At 40.1% G+C, this 15,982-nt stretch carries 13 protein-coding genes and 1 riboswitch; of the genes, 4 read left to right on the plus strand and 9 right to left on the minus strand.

What is annotated here, in order from left to right:
* Window position 1 precedes the first annotated feature (1 nt).
* From IGI42_RS02160 to IGI42_RS02185, 6 genes are all read right to left on the minus strand, one after another.
* The gene (locus IGI42_RS02160; RefSeq protein WP_438714002.1) at window positions 2-1,651 is read right to left on the minus strand and encodes a dihydrolipoyllysine-residue acetyltransferase; all 1,650 of its coding nucleotides are present in this window, start codon (window positions 1,649-1,651) and stop codon (window positions 2-4) included.
* Window positions 1,652-1,671: 20 nt separating this feature from the next.
* Window positions 1,672-2,649: an alpha-ketoacid dehydrogenase subunit beta gene (locus IGI42_RS02165; protein ID WP_438714004.1), complete on the minus strand. Its 978-nt coding sequence runs from the start codon at window positions 2,647-2,649 to the stop codon at window positions 1,672-1,674.
* 2 nt (window positions 2,650-2,651) lie between these two features.
* Window positions 2,652-3,761, minus strand: coding sequence for a pyruvate dehydrogenase (acetyl-transferring) E1 component subunit alpha (gene pdhA / locus IGI42_RS02170; protein WP_438714006.1), 1,110 nt, complete (start codon window positions 3,759-3,761; stop codon window positions 2,652-2,654).
* A 384-nt stretch (window positions 3,762-4,145) separates the two neighbouring features.
* Window positions 4,146-6,746, minus strand: coding sequence for a magnesium-translocating P-type ATPase (gene mgtA, locus IGI42_RS02175; RefSeq protein ID WP_438716998.1), 2,601 nt, complete (start codon window positions 6,744-6,746; stop codon window positions 4,146-4,148).
* 159 nt (window positions 6,747-6,905) lie between these two features.
* A riboswitch (M-box (ykoK) riboswitch) is annotated at window positions 6,906-7,075 on the minus strand.
* An 84-nt stretch (window positions 7,076-7,159) separates the two neighbouring features.
* Complete coding sequence (locus IGI42_RS02180) at window positions 7,160-7,669, minus strand: YbhB/YbcL family Raf kinase inhibitor-like protein (RefSeq protein ID WP_438714007.1); 510 nt, start codon at window positions 7,667-7,669, stop codon at window positions 7,160-7,162.
* 5 nt (window positions 7,670-7,674) lie between these two features.
* Complete coding sequence (locus IGI42_RS02185; RefSeq protein ID WP_438714009.1) at window positions 7,675-8,331, minus strand: L-threonylcarbamoyladenylate synthase; 657 nt, start codon at window positions 8,329-8,331, stop codon at window positions 7,675-7,677.
* A gap of 118 nt (window positions 8,332-8,449) precedes the next feature.
* Between IGI42_RS02185 and IGI42_RS02190 the strand changes: the two genes are divergently transcribed.
* The gene (locus tag IGI42_RS02190; protein WP_438714011.1) at window positions 8,450-9,361 is read left to right on the plus strand and encodes a LysR family transcriptional regulator; all 912 of its coding nucleotides are present in this window, start codon (window positions 8,450-8,452) and stop codon (window positions 9,359-9,361) included.
* A gap of 119 nt (window positions 9,362-9,480) precedes the next feature.
* Here the strand turns inward: IGI42_RS02190 and IGI42_RS02195 are convergent, their stop codons facing one another.
* Window positions 9,481-10,209: a nitroreductase family protein gene (locus tag IGI42_RS02195; protein WP_438714012.1), complete on the minus strand. Its 729-nt coding sequence runs from the start codon at window positions 10,207-10,209 to the stop codon at window positions 9,481-9,483.
* Window positions 10,193-11,632, minus strand: coding sequence for a PLP-dependent aminotransferase family protein (locus IGI42_RS02200; RefSeq protein ID WP_438714013.1), 1,440 nt, complete (start codon window positions 11,630-11,632; stop codon window positions 10,193-10,195). The genes IGI42_RS02195 and IGI42_RS02200 overlap by 17 nt, the downstream gene beginning before the upstream one ends.
* A gap of 295 nt (window positions 11,633-11,927) precedes the next feature.
* Here IGI42_RS02200 and IGI42_RS02205 point away from each other — a divergent pair, with 295 nt between their 5' ends.
* From IGI42_RS02205 to IGI42_RS02215, 3 genes are all read left to right on the plus strand, one after another.
* A complete protein-coding gene (locus IGI42_RS02205) occupies window positions 11,928-12,383 on the plus strand; it encodes a MarR family winged helix-turn-helix transcriptional regulator (protein ID WP_438714014.1) in 456 nt (151 codons plus the stop codon).
* Between the two features lie 123 nt (window positions 12,384-12,506).
* Complete coding sequence (locus IGI42_RS02210) at window positions 12,507-14,036, plus strand: DUF1538 domain-containing protein (protein ID WP_438714016.1); 1,530 nt, start codon at window positions 12,507-12,509, stop codon at window positions 14,034-14,036.
* Window positions 14,026-14,742, plus strand: a complete 717-nt coding sequence (locus IGI42_RS02215; protein ID WP_438714017.1) for a transposase — start codon at window positions 14,026-14,028, stop codon at window positions 14,740-14,742. Before IGI42_RS02210 ends, IGI42_RS02215 begins: the two co-directional genes overlap by 11 nt.
* Window positions 14,743-14,954: 212 nt before the next feature.
* Here IGI42_RS02215 and guaC read toward each other — a convergent pair whose 3' ends face one another.
* Entirely contained in the window at window positions 14,955-15,932 is a 978-nt protein-coding gene (gene guaC, locus IGI42_RS02220) for a GMP reductase (RefSeq protein ID WP_438714018.1), read from the minus strand.
* Window positions 15,933-15,982 lie beyond the last annotated feature (50 nt).

Genomic DNA, 15,982 nt, shown 5'->3' on the forward strand with positions numbered 1-15,982 from the left:
ATCATCCTTCCATTAGTAATAATTCTGGTTCAGCCAATAGACGTTTGATGTTGTTCATGGCTTGTTGTGCAGTTGCACCATCGACAATGCGGTGGTCAAAGCTTAGAGATAATTTCATTACTCGTCCAACGGCTAGTTCGCCGTCAGCATTGACAATTGGTTGTTGCGCAATTGTACCTACTCCCAGGATCGCTACTTCTGGATAGTTAATCACTGGAGTAAAGAAGCCGCCGCCAACTGAACCGATATTTGAAATTGTAATTGTTCCGTTGCGCATATCGTCAGCAGAAAGTTTGCCGTCATGAGCTAAGGCAGCTTTTTCGTTGATTTCATCAGCGATTGCAAACATGCCCTTCATGTTAGCATTTTTAATATTTGGTACGTATAAGCCAGCATCCGTATCAGTTGCGATACCAATGTTGTAGTAATTTTTGTAAACAATTTCTTGAGCGGCATCATCAATTGAAGCATTCAAGACTGGGAATTTCTTCGCTGTTGCAGTTAATGCTTTAACAACATACGGCAAGAAAGTAAGTTTTGTGCCATTGTCGGCAGCCACTTGTTTGAATTTCTTGCGGTGATCCCAAAGTTTTGAAACTTCTACTTCGTCATGCAAGGTTACGTGTGGAGCCGTGTGCTTGCTGTTGACCATTGCTTTAGAAATTGCTTTACGCATTGGTGTCAGTTTCTCCCGGGTTTCCATTTCGCCCATATCTGAAGTGTAAGGTTTCGCTGGTGCTGCTGGTTTTGCAGACTCAGTTGCTGTAGAAGCTTGAGCTGTTGTTTCTTGTGCTGCTTCAGTGCTTTCAGCTGGTTTAGCTGTTGCTTGTCCGCCGCCAGATACAAAGGTGTCAATATCTTCTTTAGTTACTCGTCCACCTTTACCAGTAGGATTCACTTGGCTGATGTCTACGTCTTTTTCACGAGCGTATTGACGAACTGAAGGCATTGCTAACACACGTTTGTTTGGATCAGCTGCTGTTACAACCGTTCCTGCTTCAGCAGATGTTTCTACTTTTTCAGCTGGTTTACTTACTTCAGCTGGTGCACTGGTTGCTGTATCGCTATTGTGTCCCGGTGCATCGATTTCCACTAGAACATCGCCAACATTGGCTACTGTTCCTTCAGACACAACAATCTTCTTGACTGTTCCAGTAACTGGAGAAGGGATTTCTTCGACTGATTTGTCGTTTTGGACTTCTAATAAAGTATCGTCTTCTTCAATCTTGTCGCCGTCTTTTACAAACCACTTAACGATTTCGCCTTCTGCAATTCCTTCACCAATATCCGGTAATTTGAATTGGAAAACGCCACCGCCATTGCTGGCAGCTTCAGTCGGTACCGCTGCTGGTTGCGCAGGAGTTTGAGATTCAGCAGGTGCTGGAGATGCTTCTTCTTCCTCATCTTCGTGACCAGGTGCGTCAATTTCAACTAGTACGTCGCCAACGTTGGCAACAGTACCTTCTTCAACTAAAATATTTTTAACTGTTCCTGTAACAGGAGAAGGAATTTCTTCCACAGATTTGTCATTTTGTACTTCTAATAATGTATCGTCTTCTTCGATCTTATCGCCTGGTTTTACAAACCATTTAACAATCTCGCCTTCTGCGATACCTTCACCAATGTCTGGCAGCTTGAATTTGAAAGCCATGTTTGTATTCGCTCCTTTTCTTAAAACTCTACGATTTCTTTCACTTTTGCTTCGATATCTGCTGCATTAGGAAGCCAGATGCCTTCTGCTTGTCCAAATGGGAAAATCGTATCTGGAGCAGAAACACGTCCGATTGGTGCTTCTAATGAAAGAATAGCACGTTCGGAAATTTCAGAAATTACTTGCGCTGAAACGCCCGCTTGTTTTTGAGCTTCTTGTACAACAACTACACGGCCAGTTTTTTCCACTGATTTAATGATTGTTTCTACATCTAGTGGTGCAACCGTACGTAAGTCAATAATTTCAACACTAATGTTTTCTTTTGCTAAGTTGTCAGCAGCTTTGACTGCTTCACGAACCATTGCTCCATAAGTGATGATTGACACATCAGTTCCTTCTCTAGTAACTGCCGCTTTATCTAATGGCACTTCATAAATACCTTCTGGAACTTCCTCACGGAATGAGCGGTAAAGCTTCATGTGTTCCAAGAAAACCACTGGATCATTATTACGAATAGATGCAATCAATAGGCCTTTTGCATCGTATGGATTTGATGGAATTACTACACGTAAACCTGGTGATTGCGCCATCAACCCTTCTAAGTTATCTGAGTGAAGTTCAGGTGTATGCACGCCGCCGCCAAATGGTGAACGAATCGTGATTGGCAGATTACGTGTATTACCCATGCGGTAACGCGTCCGAGCCATTTGGCCGACGATTTCATCCATGGTTTCAAATACGAAGCCGAAGAATTGGATTTCGGGAACGGCACGGAAGCCTTCAAGTGCTAATCCGAATGCTAAGCCACCGATACCAGATTCAGCAAGTGGTGTATCAAATACGCGTTCTTCACCGAATTTTTCTTGCAGCCCTTCAGTTGCTCGGAATACGCCGCCATTTTTACCAACGTCTTCACCAAAAACTAGGACATCTTCATCTTTTTCAAGCATCAGAGCTAAGGCATCTGTAATTGCTTGGATCATTGTTTTTTGTGCCATGTTTATTTCGACTCCTTCGCTTCGTAGAATTCAATTTGTTCTTTAATGTTTTGTGGTTGTACTTCATACATATTTTTTAAGAAATCCGATACTTTTTGTTTTGGTGCTCGGTCAGCATCCGCAATTGCTTGCTTGATTTCGTCTTTTGTTTGTTCAATGATTTGTTCTTCTTTTTCTTCAGACCATAGTCCTTTTTCCGTTAAATAATTACGGAAGCGCACTAATGGGTCTTTTTGTTGCCATTCGCTGTCCATATCTTTGGTACGGTAACGAGTTGGGTCATCACCTGACAAGGTATGTGGACCATAACGATAAGTCAATGTTTCAATTAAGACAGGTCCGTTTCCGTTAATTGCCCATTCACGAGCCATTTTAGAAACCATATATACTGCTAGTGGGTCCATGCCATCCACTTGAATACCCGGAATTCCAGCTGCAATAGCTTTTTGTGCTAGTGTAGTTGCTGCGGTTTGTTTTTCACGTGGTGTCGAAATTGCAAAACCGTTATTTTGAATATAGAAAACTGCATTGGCTTTATAAGCGCCTGCAAAGTTGATAGCTTCATAGAAGTCACCTTGAGAAGAACCACCATCACCCGTGTAAGTGATGACTACGTTCTTTTTGTTGCGTTTTTTAAGACCCAATGCTACACCAGCCGCTTGCACGTATTGTGCGCCAATAATAATTTGTGGCGGAAGTGCTTGCAAATCGTCAGCATATAGGTTACCGGCAGCATGGCCACGAGACCATAGAAATGCTTCTGACAATGGAAGTCCATGTTGAACAAGCTGAGGAACATCTCGATAACCAGGAAGTAATACATCTTCTTTTTCAAAAGCGAAATGGCTAGCCAGTTGACTCGCTTCTTGTCCTGCGGTTGGTGCATAAAAGCCAAGACGACCTTGACGGTTCAATGCAGTTGAACGTTGATCCAATACACGAGACCATACCATTCTAGTCATTAATTCTACTAATTCCTCATCTGTTAAGTCAGGAACTAAATCCTTATTTACGACTTTCCCCTCTTGATCAAGTGCTTGATATACTGGGAAATCGGCATTGATTTTTTCCAGCAGGGCTTCAAAATCAATTGCATTCTTTTTCTTTGCCATGTTGTAACACAATCCTCTCTTTAAGTCTTTAGAAAGTAACACAGACCTTCAATCTGTATCATTGTTCTGTTGCTTACATATCTAAAGTAACATTTTTATTAAGGAAACACAACCAATATGCTGTGGTATTTTGAAGAAAATGAAGCGATTTTCCTGAAGATATTGTGATAAAAAAAACAATCTCTTCTAATTTTAGTCCTTTATCCAATGAAAGATTGAAAACGTTCTATCCAATAGCACCGTTGAAGGATTAACCGATCAACGTTTTCTTTTCCGAAGGGATAAGATAAATATTATGTGAAATTAGAAACAATGCAATCTGAGAATTCTTCTTCTAAACACAAAAAAAGAAACAGAGTAACGAAATTCGTCACTCTGTTACAATTATATCCATTCTTTTGCAATTTTGATGTAGAGATACTTAGCCAATTGCACAGCAACCATATAAGCTGCGACAATTCCCACAAACCAAATCCAATAGCTGGCAGGTAATTGGACAAATTCGAACTGTTCTCTAAATGGTGTCAGAACAATCAACATCCCGATAACCACTGCAGCCATAATACTGCCGAAAACCGGCAAGGATGGTCGACTTTGGATGAAAGGGATTTTCCGGGTTCTTACCATTAAGACGACCAAAGCTTGAGTTGCAAGTCCTACCATGAACCATCCTGTTTGGAATAAGCTTTGATTGGCTATTGTATTTGCACCAAAAACAAACCACATCACCAAGAAGGTAATTACATCGAAAATCGAGCTGACCGGTCCAATACAAACAGTGAACTTCATCAACCCTTTGGTTTCCCATTTAGTTGGCGTCAGCAGTTCTTCCTCATCCACGTGATCCCATGGAATCGTTAATTGAGCGATATCATAAATCAAATTTTGTAATAGCAATTGCAAGGACAGCATAGGTAAGAATGGCAAGAAAGCACTAGCAATTAAGATTGAGAAGACATTTCCAAAATTAGAACTAATCGTAATCTTGATATATTTCATCATATTACTAAATACTCTTCGGCCTTCGATTACACCACTTTCTAGTACATTCAAGCTCTTCTCCAGCAAAATAATTGAGCTAGCATCTTTCGTAATATCGGCAGCGGTGTCCACGGAGATTCCTACATCGGCTTTTCGTAGTGCGGGTGCGTCATTGATTCCATCACCCATGAAGCCGACTGTGTGTCCAGTTGTTTGTAAAGCTTCAATAATCCGAGCCTTTTGCATCGGGTTCAATTTAGCGAACAGATGAGTCTGATTAGCTGCTTGCTGCAATTCTTCATCACTCATTTGATCGACTTGATTGCCTAATACGAAGCGTTGTGCGTCAATACCTACGTCTTGGCAAACCTTTTGCGCTACAATCGCATTGTCACCTGTTAATACTTTAACGGCAACTCCATGTTCGTGTAAGGAAGCAATTGCGGTAATTGCCGATTCTTTAGCTGGGTCTAAGAATCCCATGAAACCGATTAAGGTCATATCTTTTTCATCTTCCGTGCTGTAAACCGCTTCATCGTGGGCATCCCGTTTAACAGCTACAGTGATCACTCGCATCCCCTGACGGTTCATCCGTTCATTCACTTCTTTTAATTGTTGGTGCAATTCTTCAGTAAATTCCAGTACTTTACCATCAATTTCCACATATTTGCAAATCGATGCCATCTCTTCTACAGCACCTTTAGTGATCATCCATTGATGTTCATCAGCCTTCACAACAACCGTTAAGCGGCGACGGGAAAAATCAAAGGGAATTTCATCAATCTTTTGAATCTCATTAAAAGGCAATTGGCGCTTTTCTTCTTCATAGTAATTAATTACAGCAATATCCATCAGATTTTTCCAGCCGGTTTGATAATTCGAATTCAAAAATGCCAGATCCAGTACTTGGGTATTTTCTTTACCTAACGGATCTAAGTGCTGCACCAGTACTACGCGGTCTTCAGTGATCGTGCCCGTTTTATCGGTACAAAGCACGTCCATACTGCCTAAATTTTGGATCGACGGCAGTTCTTTGACGATCACTTTATGTTTTGAGAGGGTCAAAGCTCCTTTAGCCAAGTTTGAGCTGACGATCATTGGCAACATTTCAGGGGTCAAACCAACCGCTACAGCAATGGCGAAGAAGAAGGCGTTCCCCCAATCACCTTTTGTAATACCATTAATTAAGAATACTAAAGGAAAAAGCACCATAATCAAGCGCAGCAACACTTTACTCACTCGGGCTAAGCCGATATCAAAGGAAGTTTTTCCCCGTTTGGTGGTCGCATTTTTCGCAATGTCACCGAAAAAGGTTTGCTGACCCGTTTTTAAAATGATTGCACGTCCTTGACCACTGAGTACATCCGTCCCCATAAAAACTAAATTAGACATATCTAAAGCATTGTTCTCATCGTCATCGACCACAGTAGCTGATTTTTCTACTGGCATCGATTCGCCTGTTAATGAAGATTGATTAACAAACAAATCTTTTGTCCAAATTAACACTGCATCTGCTGGAATCATGTCCCCAGTTGCCAAAGTTAAAATATCCCCTGGAACTACTTCGTCCATCGGAATTTCTTTCGTCTGACCCTCTCGAGTAATCGCTGCCGTATTTTCAATCATTTCTCGCAACGCAATACTGGCTTTTTGGGAACGATATTCTTGAATAAAGGTAATCAGCACACTAGCTAAAATCATAATTCCCATAACAATAGCCGCTTCATAATCAGAAGTCAGAATTGATACCACCATTAATAACGCTAATACATATACAAATAAATCATTAAATGCTTGAAAAAATAAAATGATTGCAGGCGTTGGCTTTTGTGCAGATACTTCATTGGGACCATATTCTTCCAAACGTGCCTTGGCATCCTCTTCTGATAAGCCTTTTAACGACGTACGCAGATTTAAGAATAGATCACGATCAGATAATTGAGCGAGTTTTTTCAACTCTTGATCTTTGCTTACTTTGCGAGCGATGAGGTTCTTTTTGTTCATCATCGTATTTCCTCCTCTTTGCAGAGAAAACATTCATCTCCTCCACGGTTCTATTATTTTTCGGTCGACTACTGTCTGGATGATCCATTGATCCTCACCTTTCTTCTATACTTTAGCACACGAAAAAACGCGCACTCGAAAATGAGCACGCGCAAAAGCAATCATGGTCATCGTCGAGCTTTAGCACTATAGGGCGTAGACAGACTGATCTGTCAGCTGCGTTATGAATCACCTTCACGATGATCCCTGTTCCACCAACTAAGACTCTCTCGATTCTTTCGCGGCAGCAGCTTGTGTCCATATAGGAGCCTCACCTAACAATTAATTTAATTTCCAATTCCACTATAGTAAAGATACACGTATGTGTCAACTAATAGGCAATTAGAATCACGTGAGAAAGGAGTTCTTCTCAATCACGCTCTTCCAATCAGCTGAATTTCAGCTTTGGCCAACGTACAGCTATTTGCCGCTTTTAAAAATTCATTTAAAAAGTACCCCGACTGCAAATCAAGTTCACTAGGTAAAGCGTACACGGTTAGGGTATAAATATGATCTTGGTCTGGAGGTGTTGGCCCAACAAATAATTCATCGATCGCAGAAAAATCACCTGCCAAAAAAGAACTGGAAAAACTGTTTTTACCTTGAATCGTTGGTGCTTGATTGGTTAAGCTGAAATTTTCTGGAATGTCAGTTAAAGCTACTGGAATATTTGCCATCAGCCAGTGAATCCAAGGAAATGAACAGACTTGTACCGCATCATAATCAATTAAGGTCAAGGCAAAAAATTTTGTTTCATCTGGAGCCTCCTTGATGGAAAAGGGAAACGATCTAACAGGATTACCTGCCCTGATGTCTTCATTTTCAGCGGCTTTTCCAAATCTTGCTGGAATCATTCCATCTTCAAATATTGTTTCAATTCTCATTTCATTTACTTCCCTTCTTTTATTTTCGGCAGTAAGCCTATCACAGCTTCAATATCTTTTGGTGTAATGTCCCCTAACCGAATAATCGTCGGTGTTTCAACAGTCAGATCAATGATCGTACTAGAAGTCGTTGTTCCTTGGGACTCACCTACTATAATATAATCCACTGATCTTCCCACCTGTTCTAGCACGATCTTCATATCTACCAGAATACCTTCCGCTTGACCTGAAAGATTGGCTGAGATCATTGTAACCGGATGCTGATGTACCTCCATAAAACTACGCCATACCGGATTACTTAAACAACTCATAGCGACTGTCTCACTGCCACAGAGCATCTTTGGCGGTACGTTAGCTTTTGCCTTCAAGATAATATTCAATGGTCCTGGCCAAAAAGCATTCACTAGTTTTTCAACGATCTCTTGATTTTCGATCGAAGCATATTTCTGCCAGTCCAATGGCTGAAGGAAAAACAATGTCAATGCTGCGTTAGCCGGACGTTTTTTGATGGCGAAAGCCCGTTCAATTGCTGCTTCATTCCATGGATCAAGGGTTAATGCCAGATTTGTATCACTGGGTGTTACAATGACTCCGCCTTCGTTAATACAGTGACTAGCTAATTGGAAATTTGTTTTTGATGGCGTTAATAATTTTTCTTTCATGACATTCTTCCTCTCGTTTCCTTCTAATACTCAGTGTATACTAGTGAAAACATCAGATCTAATAATTAATTAATTGAATTTCCATTATGATTCGTAATCAATTGAATGAGGTGAAAGAATGGCATTAAAATGGCTTCAAACATTCGTGATCGCAGCCAAATACTCCAACTACAGTAAAACTGCTGAAAAACTTTACTTGGCTCAACCTACTGTCAGTCAACACATCCGTAATCTGGAAAAATCACTGGATAGCAAGTTGTTTGAAAAAAGTGGACGAAATGTGGAACTTACCAAAGTCGGTCGCTTGTTTCTACCAACTGCACAAGCGATGTTGAAAGAATTTGAACACGGGTTAGAAGAAATTAATCGCTTTGAAAGTGGGTTTCAACAGAAATTTTCCTGCGCAACGGCTCCTTTCATCGCAAGTACCCTTATGCCCAAGTTCTATAAGCATTTACTTTCACAGCATCCAGAGATCGATTTGCAACTTGAGGTAGTAAAATCAATGGATATCGAAACAGATATTTTAATGAACAAAGTAGACTTCGGCTTATCCCGAATAGAACCGCAGAATAAAAATGTAGCCTATCAAAAAGTTTGGGAAGATAACATTGTATTGGTGATTCCTAATCATGAGGACTTTTCAAACTTAAATTTCCAGCAGTTAGCAGCAACCCATCGTATGTTAGTGAATGATCATCCTTATTATATAGAAGAAATTATTCCCTACCTTCGAGAATTATATCCGAATCTTACAACTATGAATTTAACTCAGATTGATGTGATTAAGAGCTTTCTTTTGAACGCCATCGGCTATGCTTTTCTTCCATATAGCTCGGTGCTTGAAGAAATAACAAATGACAAGCTGTTGCTTCTAGAAATTGATCAATTACCCGTTTCCTCAGTCTCCACTATTTATTTTTGCTACAAAAAAAGTAACCCTGCGATTCAAGCGTTCCAACAAATTTTAGTAGATTTTTTATCCGTAACAAAAAGCATCCACTTTACTGACAGTACACGCAATGTTTAGAAATGACGATCGTTTAATCGTCAAAGTCTTCTATAAAAAAGGTTTTCATACAGTCTTTTAAAAGATTCAAAAAAATAAAAACGCCTTTCGCTCATTTTGTATGAGGAAGGCGTTAAACTTTAGTCTTTTAAAAATTTCTGTTCTTTCACAAATGTATCTACACCAGTATTTGGTTTATTGCTGAAATAATCCGCAAATTTTTTGCTCCACAGCTTAGTCTCTCTGGCCTCAGCAAAAATTTCCATCGTTTTATCATAATTTTCGATTTCTTGATAATCGTAGTCTTGATAGCCATCATAGTGGATTACTGCTTTTTCAGGCAAACGTGGTTTGATGCGCATTTCTACAGTTGGTTTACCAATACTCAGACCGGCAACCGGCAGAACGTAGTCTGGTAAATGCAAAAGTTCACTGATTTCTTTGATGTCTTTACGAATGCTTCCTACTACGACACTCCCTAAACCTAGAGCTTCAGTAGCGATAACGGCATTTTCAAGTGCTAAAGCTGTATCCGTCACGGCAGTAATCAATGGATCGATGCCTTCAGCGATTGGATAATCTACTTGATAATGCTCAGCAACTTTTTGTGTGCGTTTCAAGTCAGCTAAGAACAATAAAAATACTGAACTCTTTAGCATATGGGGATTGCCAGGATTCATTTCTACAAGTTTTTTGCGGATGTCTCGATCCTTGATCACGACAATGCTGTACATTTGACCGTTCATCCAGCTCGGTGCTTGACGGCTGGCAGTTAAAATTTGGTTTAATTCGTCCTCTGTTAATTGGTAGTTTTCATCAAAGTCACGGTATGTGCGATGATTATTCATCACTTCAATTGCTTCTTTCACTCTTACGTCCTCCTATTAATCCCGATATTTTTTTCAGTTTGACGAAAAAGATTCGGCACTCCTCTTCCGTCATCCGCGTGTAATTTACCCGCATAGCCATTGTATCATTACTGAAGAGAAATGAGGGGGCTACTAAGAGTTTTTCTTGTAAAAAATGTGACCAATCTTTACGCGTTAATTTTTGATGGCGCCAGTGCAACCAAACATATAGACCACCAGCAATCGGTTCGAAATGCCAATCGTCGGCAACAGTCTCGGCATACCGGTAAAAGCAGTCACGCTTTTGCTTCAACGTGTCAATTAGCTGCTGACGATTGGTAGAAAAATTCTGATCAGTTAATGCTGTATAAGCCACAACTTGGGGAAATACACTTATAGAGAAATCCATCATTTGCTTAGCTTCAGCTAAGCGCTGAATCAGATTTTGATCGGCAATAATCCAGCCAATTTTAATAGAAGATCCGAAAACTTTCGACAATGACCCCAAATGAATCACTTGATGGCGAGCCAATGTTTTTAACGAAGGCGGCAGCTTTTCGAAATTTAATTCGCTAAACACGTCATCCTCTACTATAGGCAACTGGTACTTTTGACTTAAGGCGATTAATTCTTTTCGTCGTTTTAAAGTCATGGTACTCCCAGTCGGATTTTGGAAGGTTGGATTAATGATAATCAACTTAATCTTCTTAACTAAAATTAGTTGTTCTAAAGCATCAATTTGCATTCCCTCCTTATCCATGGGCACACCATATAATCGTACGCCAGCAGTGTCAAAGATCGGCAGAGAATATAGAAATGACGGATCTTCGATAGCCACACTATCCCCAGCTTCCAACATCACCTGTAGCAATAAGAAAAGAGCTTGCTGGGCACCTGAAGTAATCAGCACTTCGTTTGTGCCTACCGCTAGCTCTTGTTCACGAGCAAGACGTTCACAGATCACCCTTTGCAACGGCGGATAGCCTAGCGCTTTTTGTTTCTTTTCTTCCACCAACAATTCTTCCCAGGTGTAAGCCGGCAGACGAAAATCCGGAATCAAATCCAGCGGCAGCTCCCCCGTGTATAAATCCAAAGCTTCAGGATCATTTATCCTGTGTTGCAGTTCAACCAGATAAGGCTCAGTCCGTGGTGTTTCCCGACTCAATAATTGGCGCCAGTTCATCCGAGGAGTTGCGCTGCGTCCCCATCTCCCTTCATTGACTAAGGTACCGCTACCCTGTTGGCGAACGATCCAGCCTAAACTGACCAATTCTTCTAAAGCATGGACAACAGTTGAACGATTTACCTGATAGCTAGCAGCGAGCTTCCGCTCTGAAGGTAGCCGATCCCCGGGACTTAACTGTCCAGTTTGGATATACTCGATCACCTGTTCCATAATCTGCTGATAAACTGGAATTTTCTTGGTCTCATCTAATTTCCACATATTCTAACCTCGTCATCTTTATTGGATGACTTAACGCTAAACCAATTTAACAGAACTGTCAATGTGTTGATGCACTTAAGTTTGTTCTTCTGTCTGTATTGTTCAGTAAAGAGAACTATGGATAAAACCTAAAAATTGCTTTTTTAGCTATTGACAGTGACTACTTTTTCCAATAGTCTTAAATTAAGATAATATTTTAAGACTATGTGCTTAAATTTCAGCGTATACAGCAGCTTAGCTTTGACAATTTTCCCTACTAAGCATAGTCAATTATCGACACCTAAAGGAGGAGCATATGGAATTTTTTAGGCTAAAACAGGAGATTTTTCGAAGTTCCCATTTACTGAAAGAACTCATGCAAGATGCAATCATTCCTATTTGCGAAGAATATGGCTTAACTCTGCAGCAATTCATGATTTTAGCAGAACTAGAGCGCGAACCTGATCTCATGGCTGGGCAACTTAGTAAGCGAGTGGGTATTCTAAAAAGCAATTTTGCTACTGTTAGAAAAAAGCTAGAGGAAAAGCAGCTGATTGAACATCATCGGGATGAAAAGGATCAAAGAGTTTTTGCTTTACGTTTAACGAATGAAGGTCATCAATTATTCGTTAAAATAAACGCTAAAATCGATGAAAAATTTGCTCTATATTTCAATGAGGATGCCGAGGATTCCTTCAAGAAAATCTTAGAAGGATTGAATGAATTGCAGGATCTCCTAACAAAGTACCAGAAGCGGAAATTACCGAAGTAAATTCCCCTTTTCACTTTAACAACTAGTTAATTAAATCCCTGAAGGTCACTCTTTTCCAAACTAACTGATTTGCTACTTACAACAAGATATCATCACACAAATAATAAAAAAAGGAATGACGCTATGAATCAAAAACTAAAAGAAAAAACCTTAGAATCATTGTCAGCAGTACTCCCCATCACAGCTATCGTTTTAATTATTAGTATTTTTCTTGTGCCGATGGAGATTGGAACAATTGCTATGTTTCTTACTGGAGCCGCTATGCTAATTGTCGGAATGGGATTTTTCCAACTTGGAGCAGAGATGGCCATGACGCCTCTTGGTGAAGGTATTGGTGTACAATTATCAAAAATAAAAAAAACTACGTTTCTCGCTGTGACTATCTTTGCAATTGGTATGATGATTACCATTGCCGAACCAGATTTACAGGTCTTAGCTGACCAAGTTCCAGCCATTCCCAGCAGTACCTTAGTTTGGACCATAGCTGGTGGGGTTGGCATTTGCCTAATGATTGCTGTCTTAAGAATTTTATTTCGTATCAATTTATCTATTATCCTAATGATCCTTTATGGGATTGTAATTATCGTCAGCATTTTTACACCAGACAATTTTTTGGCTTTGGCCTTTGACTCTGGTGGTGCGACAACCGGACCAATCACGGTACCTTTTATCCTTGCTTTAGGTGTTGGGCTTGCTTCCGTCAGAAGTGATGCCCACGCTAGTGACGACAGTTTTGGATTAGTAGCCATTTCTAGTGTCGGTCCCATTTTAGCAGTAATGTTACTGGGTATTTTCTTTCGACCGGAAAGTGCAGATTATACAAAAACTGAAATTATCGGCGTAGTAACGACTCAAGATGTCGTGCGAGAATTTATGTTGGTCCTTCCCCATTACGCCAAAGATGTGCTTGTTTCTATTTTACCAATCGCTTTTATGTTTTTAGCATTACAGCTTATTAGTCATCGTTATCATCATCGTCATTTTCTACGAATGGTCGTAGGTCTAGTGTATACTTATATTGGACTGGTATTGTTTTTAGCTGGTGTGAGTGTTGGCTTTGCACCAGTTGGAAGTCTGCTTGGTGGCGATCTGGCTGCCAGTCAGTATAAATGGTTGCTTATCCCGATTGGTATGCTCATCGGCTATTTCATTGTAAAAGCAGAACCTGCTATTCAAGTATTAAATCGGCAAGTAGAAACCATTACCGGTGGCTCAATTTCTGCTTCTGCTATGAATTTATCACTTTCTTTAGGCGTTTCTGTCAGTGTCGGCTTAGCCATGATGCGTTCCATTACGGGGATCAGTATTTATTGGATAGTTTTACCTGGCTATCTTATCGCTCTGATTTTGACTAAATTTGTTCCTAAGATTTTTGTTGGGATTGCCTTTGACTCTGGTGGGGTTGCCAGTGGCCCGATGACCAGCACGTTTTTACTCCCTCTTAGCATTGGTGTCTGTGAAGCGTTGGGCGGTAACATCATGACTGATGCCTTTGGGGTAGTTGCGCTAGTTGCGATGACTCCTCTGATTGCCATTCAAATAATGGGGGTCATTTATCAAGTGAAAGAAAAACGAGATGCTAGAATTGCTGAACTATCAATGGAAGAGCTTAACGAAATAGAGGATTTGGAGGATACTGAAAATGACAATTAAGGGAACGAATAAACCTGCTGTTCGTATGTTGGTTTTAATTGTAGGTCAAAAGGACTTAAAAAAAGCCCACACTATTTTAGAAACACACTATTCTCCAGTCCAGTATTTATGTGCAGGAGAAGGAACAGCCAGAAGTGAGCTGATGGATCTTTTAGGCTTAGGAGTATCCGGAAAAGCGGTTTTTTTCTGTCCTATTTTAAAAGATTGCGTGCAGGAGCTTTTTGAAGAACTTAATCAGAAGTTGTGTCTTCACAAGCCAAATAGGGGTTGTGCCTTTACATTCCCCATTACAGGAGCTAGCTCCTATATTTTAAAGATATTAAATTCTGAAATGGAAGAAGAGCTCCACCAACATATACAACAGGAGGAAAAACGGATGATTAAGGATGCTAAGCATAGTCTAATAATGGTTACGGTCAACCAAGGTTTTAGCGAAGAAGTTATGGAAGCCGCTAATGCAGCTGGATCAGCTGGTGGTACGGTACTCCACGCCCGGAGATTGGATTCCAAAGAAACCATGAAAAAATGGGGCATCAGCATCCAACCTGAAAAAGAAATGATCTTTTTGTTAGTTGACCAGGACAAGAAACGACAAATTATGAGAGCTATAGGTGAACAGTGTGGCCTGCTTAGTGAAGCACAAGGTATTGTATTATCCATCCCTGTCGAAGATGTTATCGGTTTTGATTCTGCCTTGCCTAAATAAAAATGTGATGAGCACTAAAAATTCTGTTTAATTCACGAGACAGAATTTAAGTGCTTTTTTATCTTGCTAAAGGGTTTTGTCTTTCACAAAGACTTAGCTGCCTTGAAAGACTATTTAAGAGATTTTCATGTTGCCTTGACTATTTAAAGCTAAATATCCCGTTGCCGCTAAAAAAGCTGCATCGGGATATTTTATTCGTTTATATATATTACTTAAATTGTATCTCCATTAAAAATTGAATTCTTAACAACAACATAATCGACTGTACGAATAGCCTCTAAATCATTCCCACCAGCATATGATATGGAAGATTGTAAATCCTGCTGCATTTCCACTAAAGTGTCCTGCAAGCGTCCTTTATAAGGAATCCAGATTTTTTTACCTTCGACATTTTTCTTTTCACCTTTTTGGAATTCTGAGGCACTGCCAAAGTATTCTTTATAAACAACACCGTCTTGTACCATTGTCTCGCCCGGAGATTCTTCGTGTCCAGCAAATAATGAACCGATCATAACCATTGAGGCACCGAAACGAACAGACTTCGCAATGTCTCCATGCGTTCTAATCCCACCATCTGCGATAATGGGCTTACGCGCAGCCTTCGCACACCAAGATAGTGCTGCTAATTGCCAGCCACCTGTACCAAAACCGGTTTTGATTTTAGTAATACAGACTTTTCCTGGTCCAATCCCAACCTTCGTAGCGTCAGCACCAGCGTTTTCTAGTTCTCTTACTGCCTCAGGGGTACCAACATTTCCAGCAATTACAAAGGTTTCAGGTAGCAGTTCTTTAATATACTTAATCATTCTAATCACGGGTTCTGAGTGTCCATGAGCAATATCAATTGTAATATAATCAGGCACTAAGTCTTTTTCTGCCAATTCTTTCACAAAGTCATATTCATAATGCTTAACTCCCACACTAATGGAGGTAATGAATCCACGTTTACGCATTTTTTTAATAAACGGAATACGTTGGTCTTCATAGAACCGGTGCATAATATAGAAATAGCCATTTTCAGCTAAAAATTCTGCAATTTCCTCATCAATGATTGTCTGCATATTAGCAGGAACCACTGGCATTTTAAAGGTGTGTTTCCCTAAAGTCACACTAGTATCACACTCTGACCGACTGTTTACAATACACTTGTTGGGGATTAATTGAATATCTTCATAATCAAATACTTTCATGAGTTTCCTCCATAATTAATGACATAAAAAAACATAGGGCTTTCCAGCCC

The organism is Enterococcus sp. AZ109 (genome assembly GCF_051714625.1).
GTDB lineage: Bacteria > Bacillota > Bacilli > Lactobacillales > Enterococcaceae > Enterococcus_A.

Excerpts from the sequence above, each read along its gene's own strand:
- pdhA (WP_438714006.1), bottom strand. The coding sequence starts at position 3,761 with ATGGCAAAGAAAAAGAATGCAATTGATTTTGAAGCCCTGCTGGAAAAA.
- IGI42_RS02210 (WP_438714016.1), top strand. The coding sequence starts at position 12,507 with ATGAATCAAAAACTAAAAGAAAAAACCTTAGAATCATTGTCAGCAGTA.
- IGI42_RS02200 (WP_438714013.1), bottom strand. The coding sequence starts at position 11,632 with ATGTGGAAATTAGATGAGACCAAGAAAATTCCAGTTTATCAGCAGATT.
- guaC (WP_438714018.1), bottom strand. The coding sequence starts at position 15,932 with ATGAAAGTATTTGATTATGAAGATATTCAATTAATCCCCAACAAGTGT.
- IGI42_RS02205 (WP_438714014.1), top strand. The coding sequence starts at position 11,928 with ATGGAATTTTTTAGGCTAAAACAGGAGATTTTTCGAAGTTCCCATTTA.
- mgtA (WP_438716998.1), bottom strand. The coding sequence starts at position 6,746 with ATGAACAAAAAGAACCTCATCGCTCGCAAAGTAAGCAAAGATCAAGAG.
- IGI42_RS02180 (WP_438714007.1), bottom strand. The coding sequence starts at position 7,669 with ATGAGAATTGAAACAATATTTGAAGATGGAATGATTCCAGCAAGATTT.
- IGI42_RS02215 (WP_438714017.1), top strand. The coding sequence starts at position 14,026 with ATGACAATTAAGGGAACGAATAAACCTGCTGTTCGTATGTTGGTTTTA.
- IGI42_RS02165 (WP_438714004.1), bottom strand. The coding sequence starts at position 2,649 with ATGGCACAAAAAACAATGATCCAAGCAATTACAGATGCCTTAGCTCTG.
- IGI42_RS02185 (WP_438714009.1), bottom strand. The coding sequence starts at position 8,331 with ATGAAAGAAAAATTATTAACGCCATCAAAAACAAATTTCCAATTAGCT.
- IGI42_RS02160 (WP_438714002.1), bottom strand. The coding sequence starts at position 1,651 with ATGGCTTTCAAATTCAAGCTGCCAGACATTGGTGAAGGTATCGCAGAA.
- IGI42_RS02190 (WP_438714011.1), top strand. The coding sequence starts at position 8,450 with ATGGCATTAAAATGGCTTCAAACATTCGTGATCGCAGCCAAATACTCC.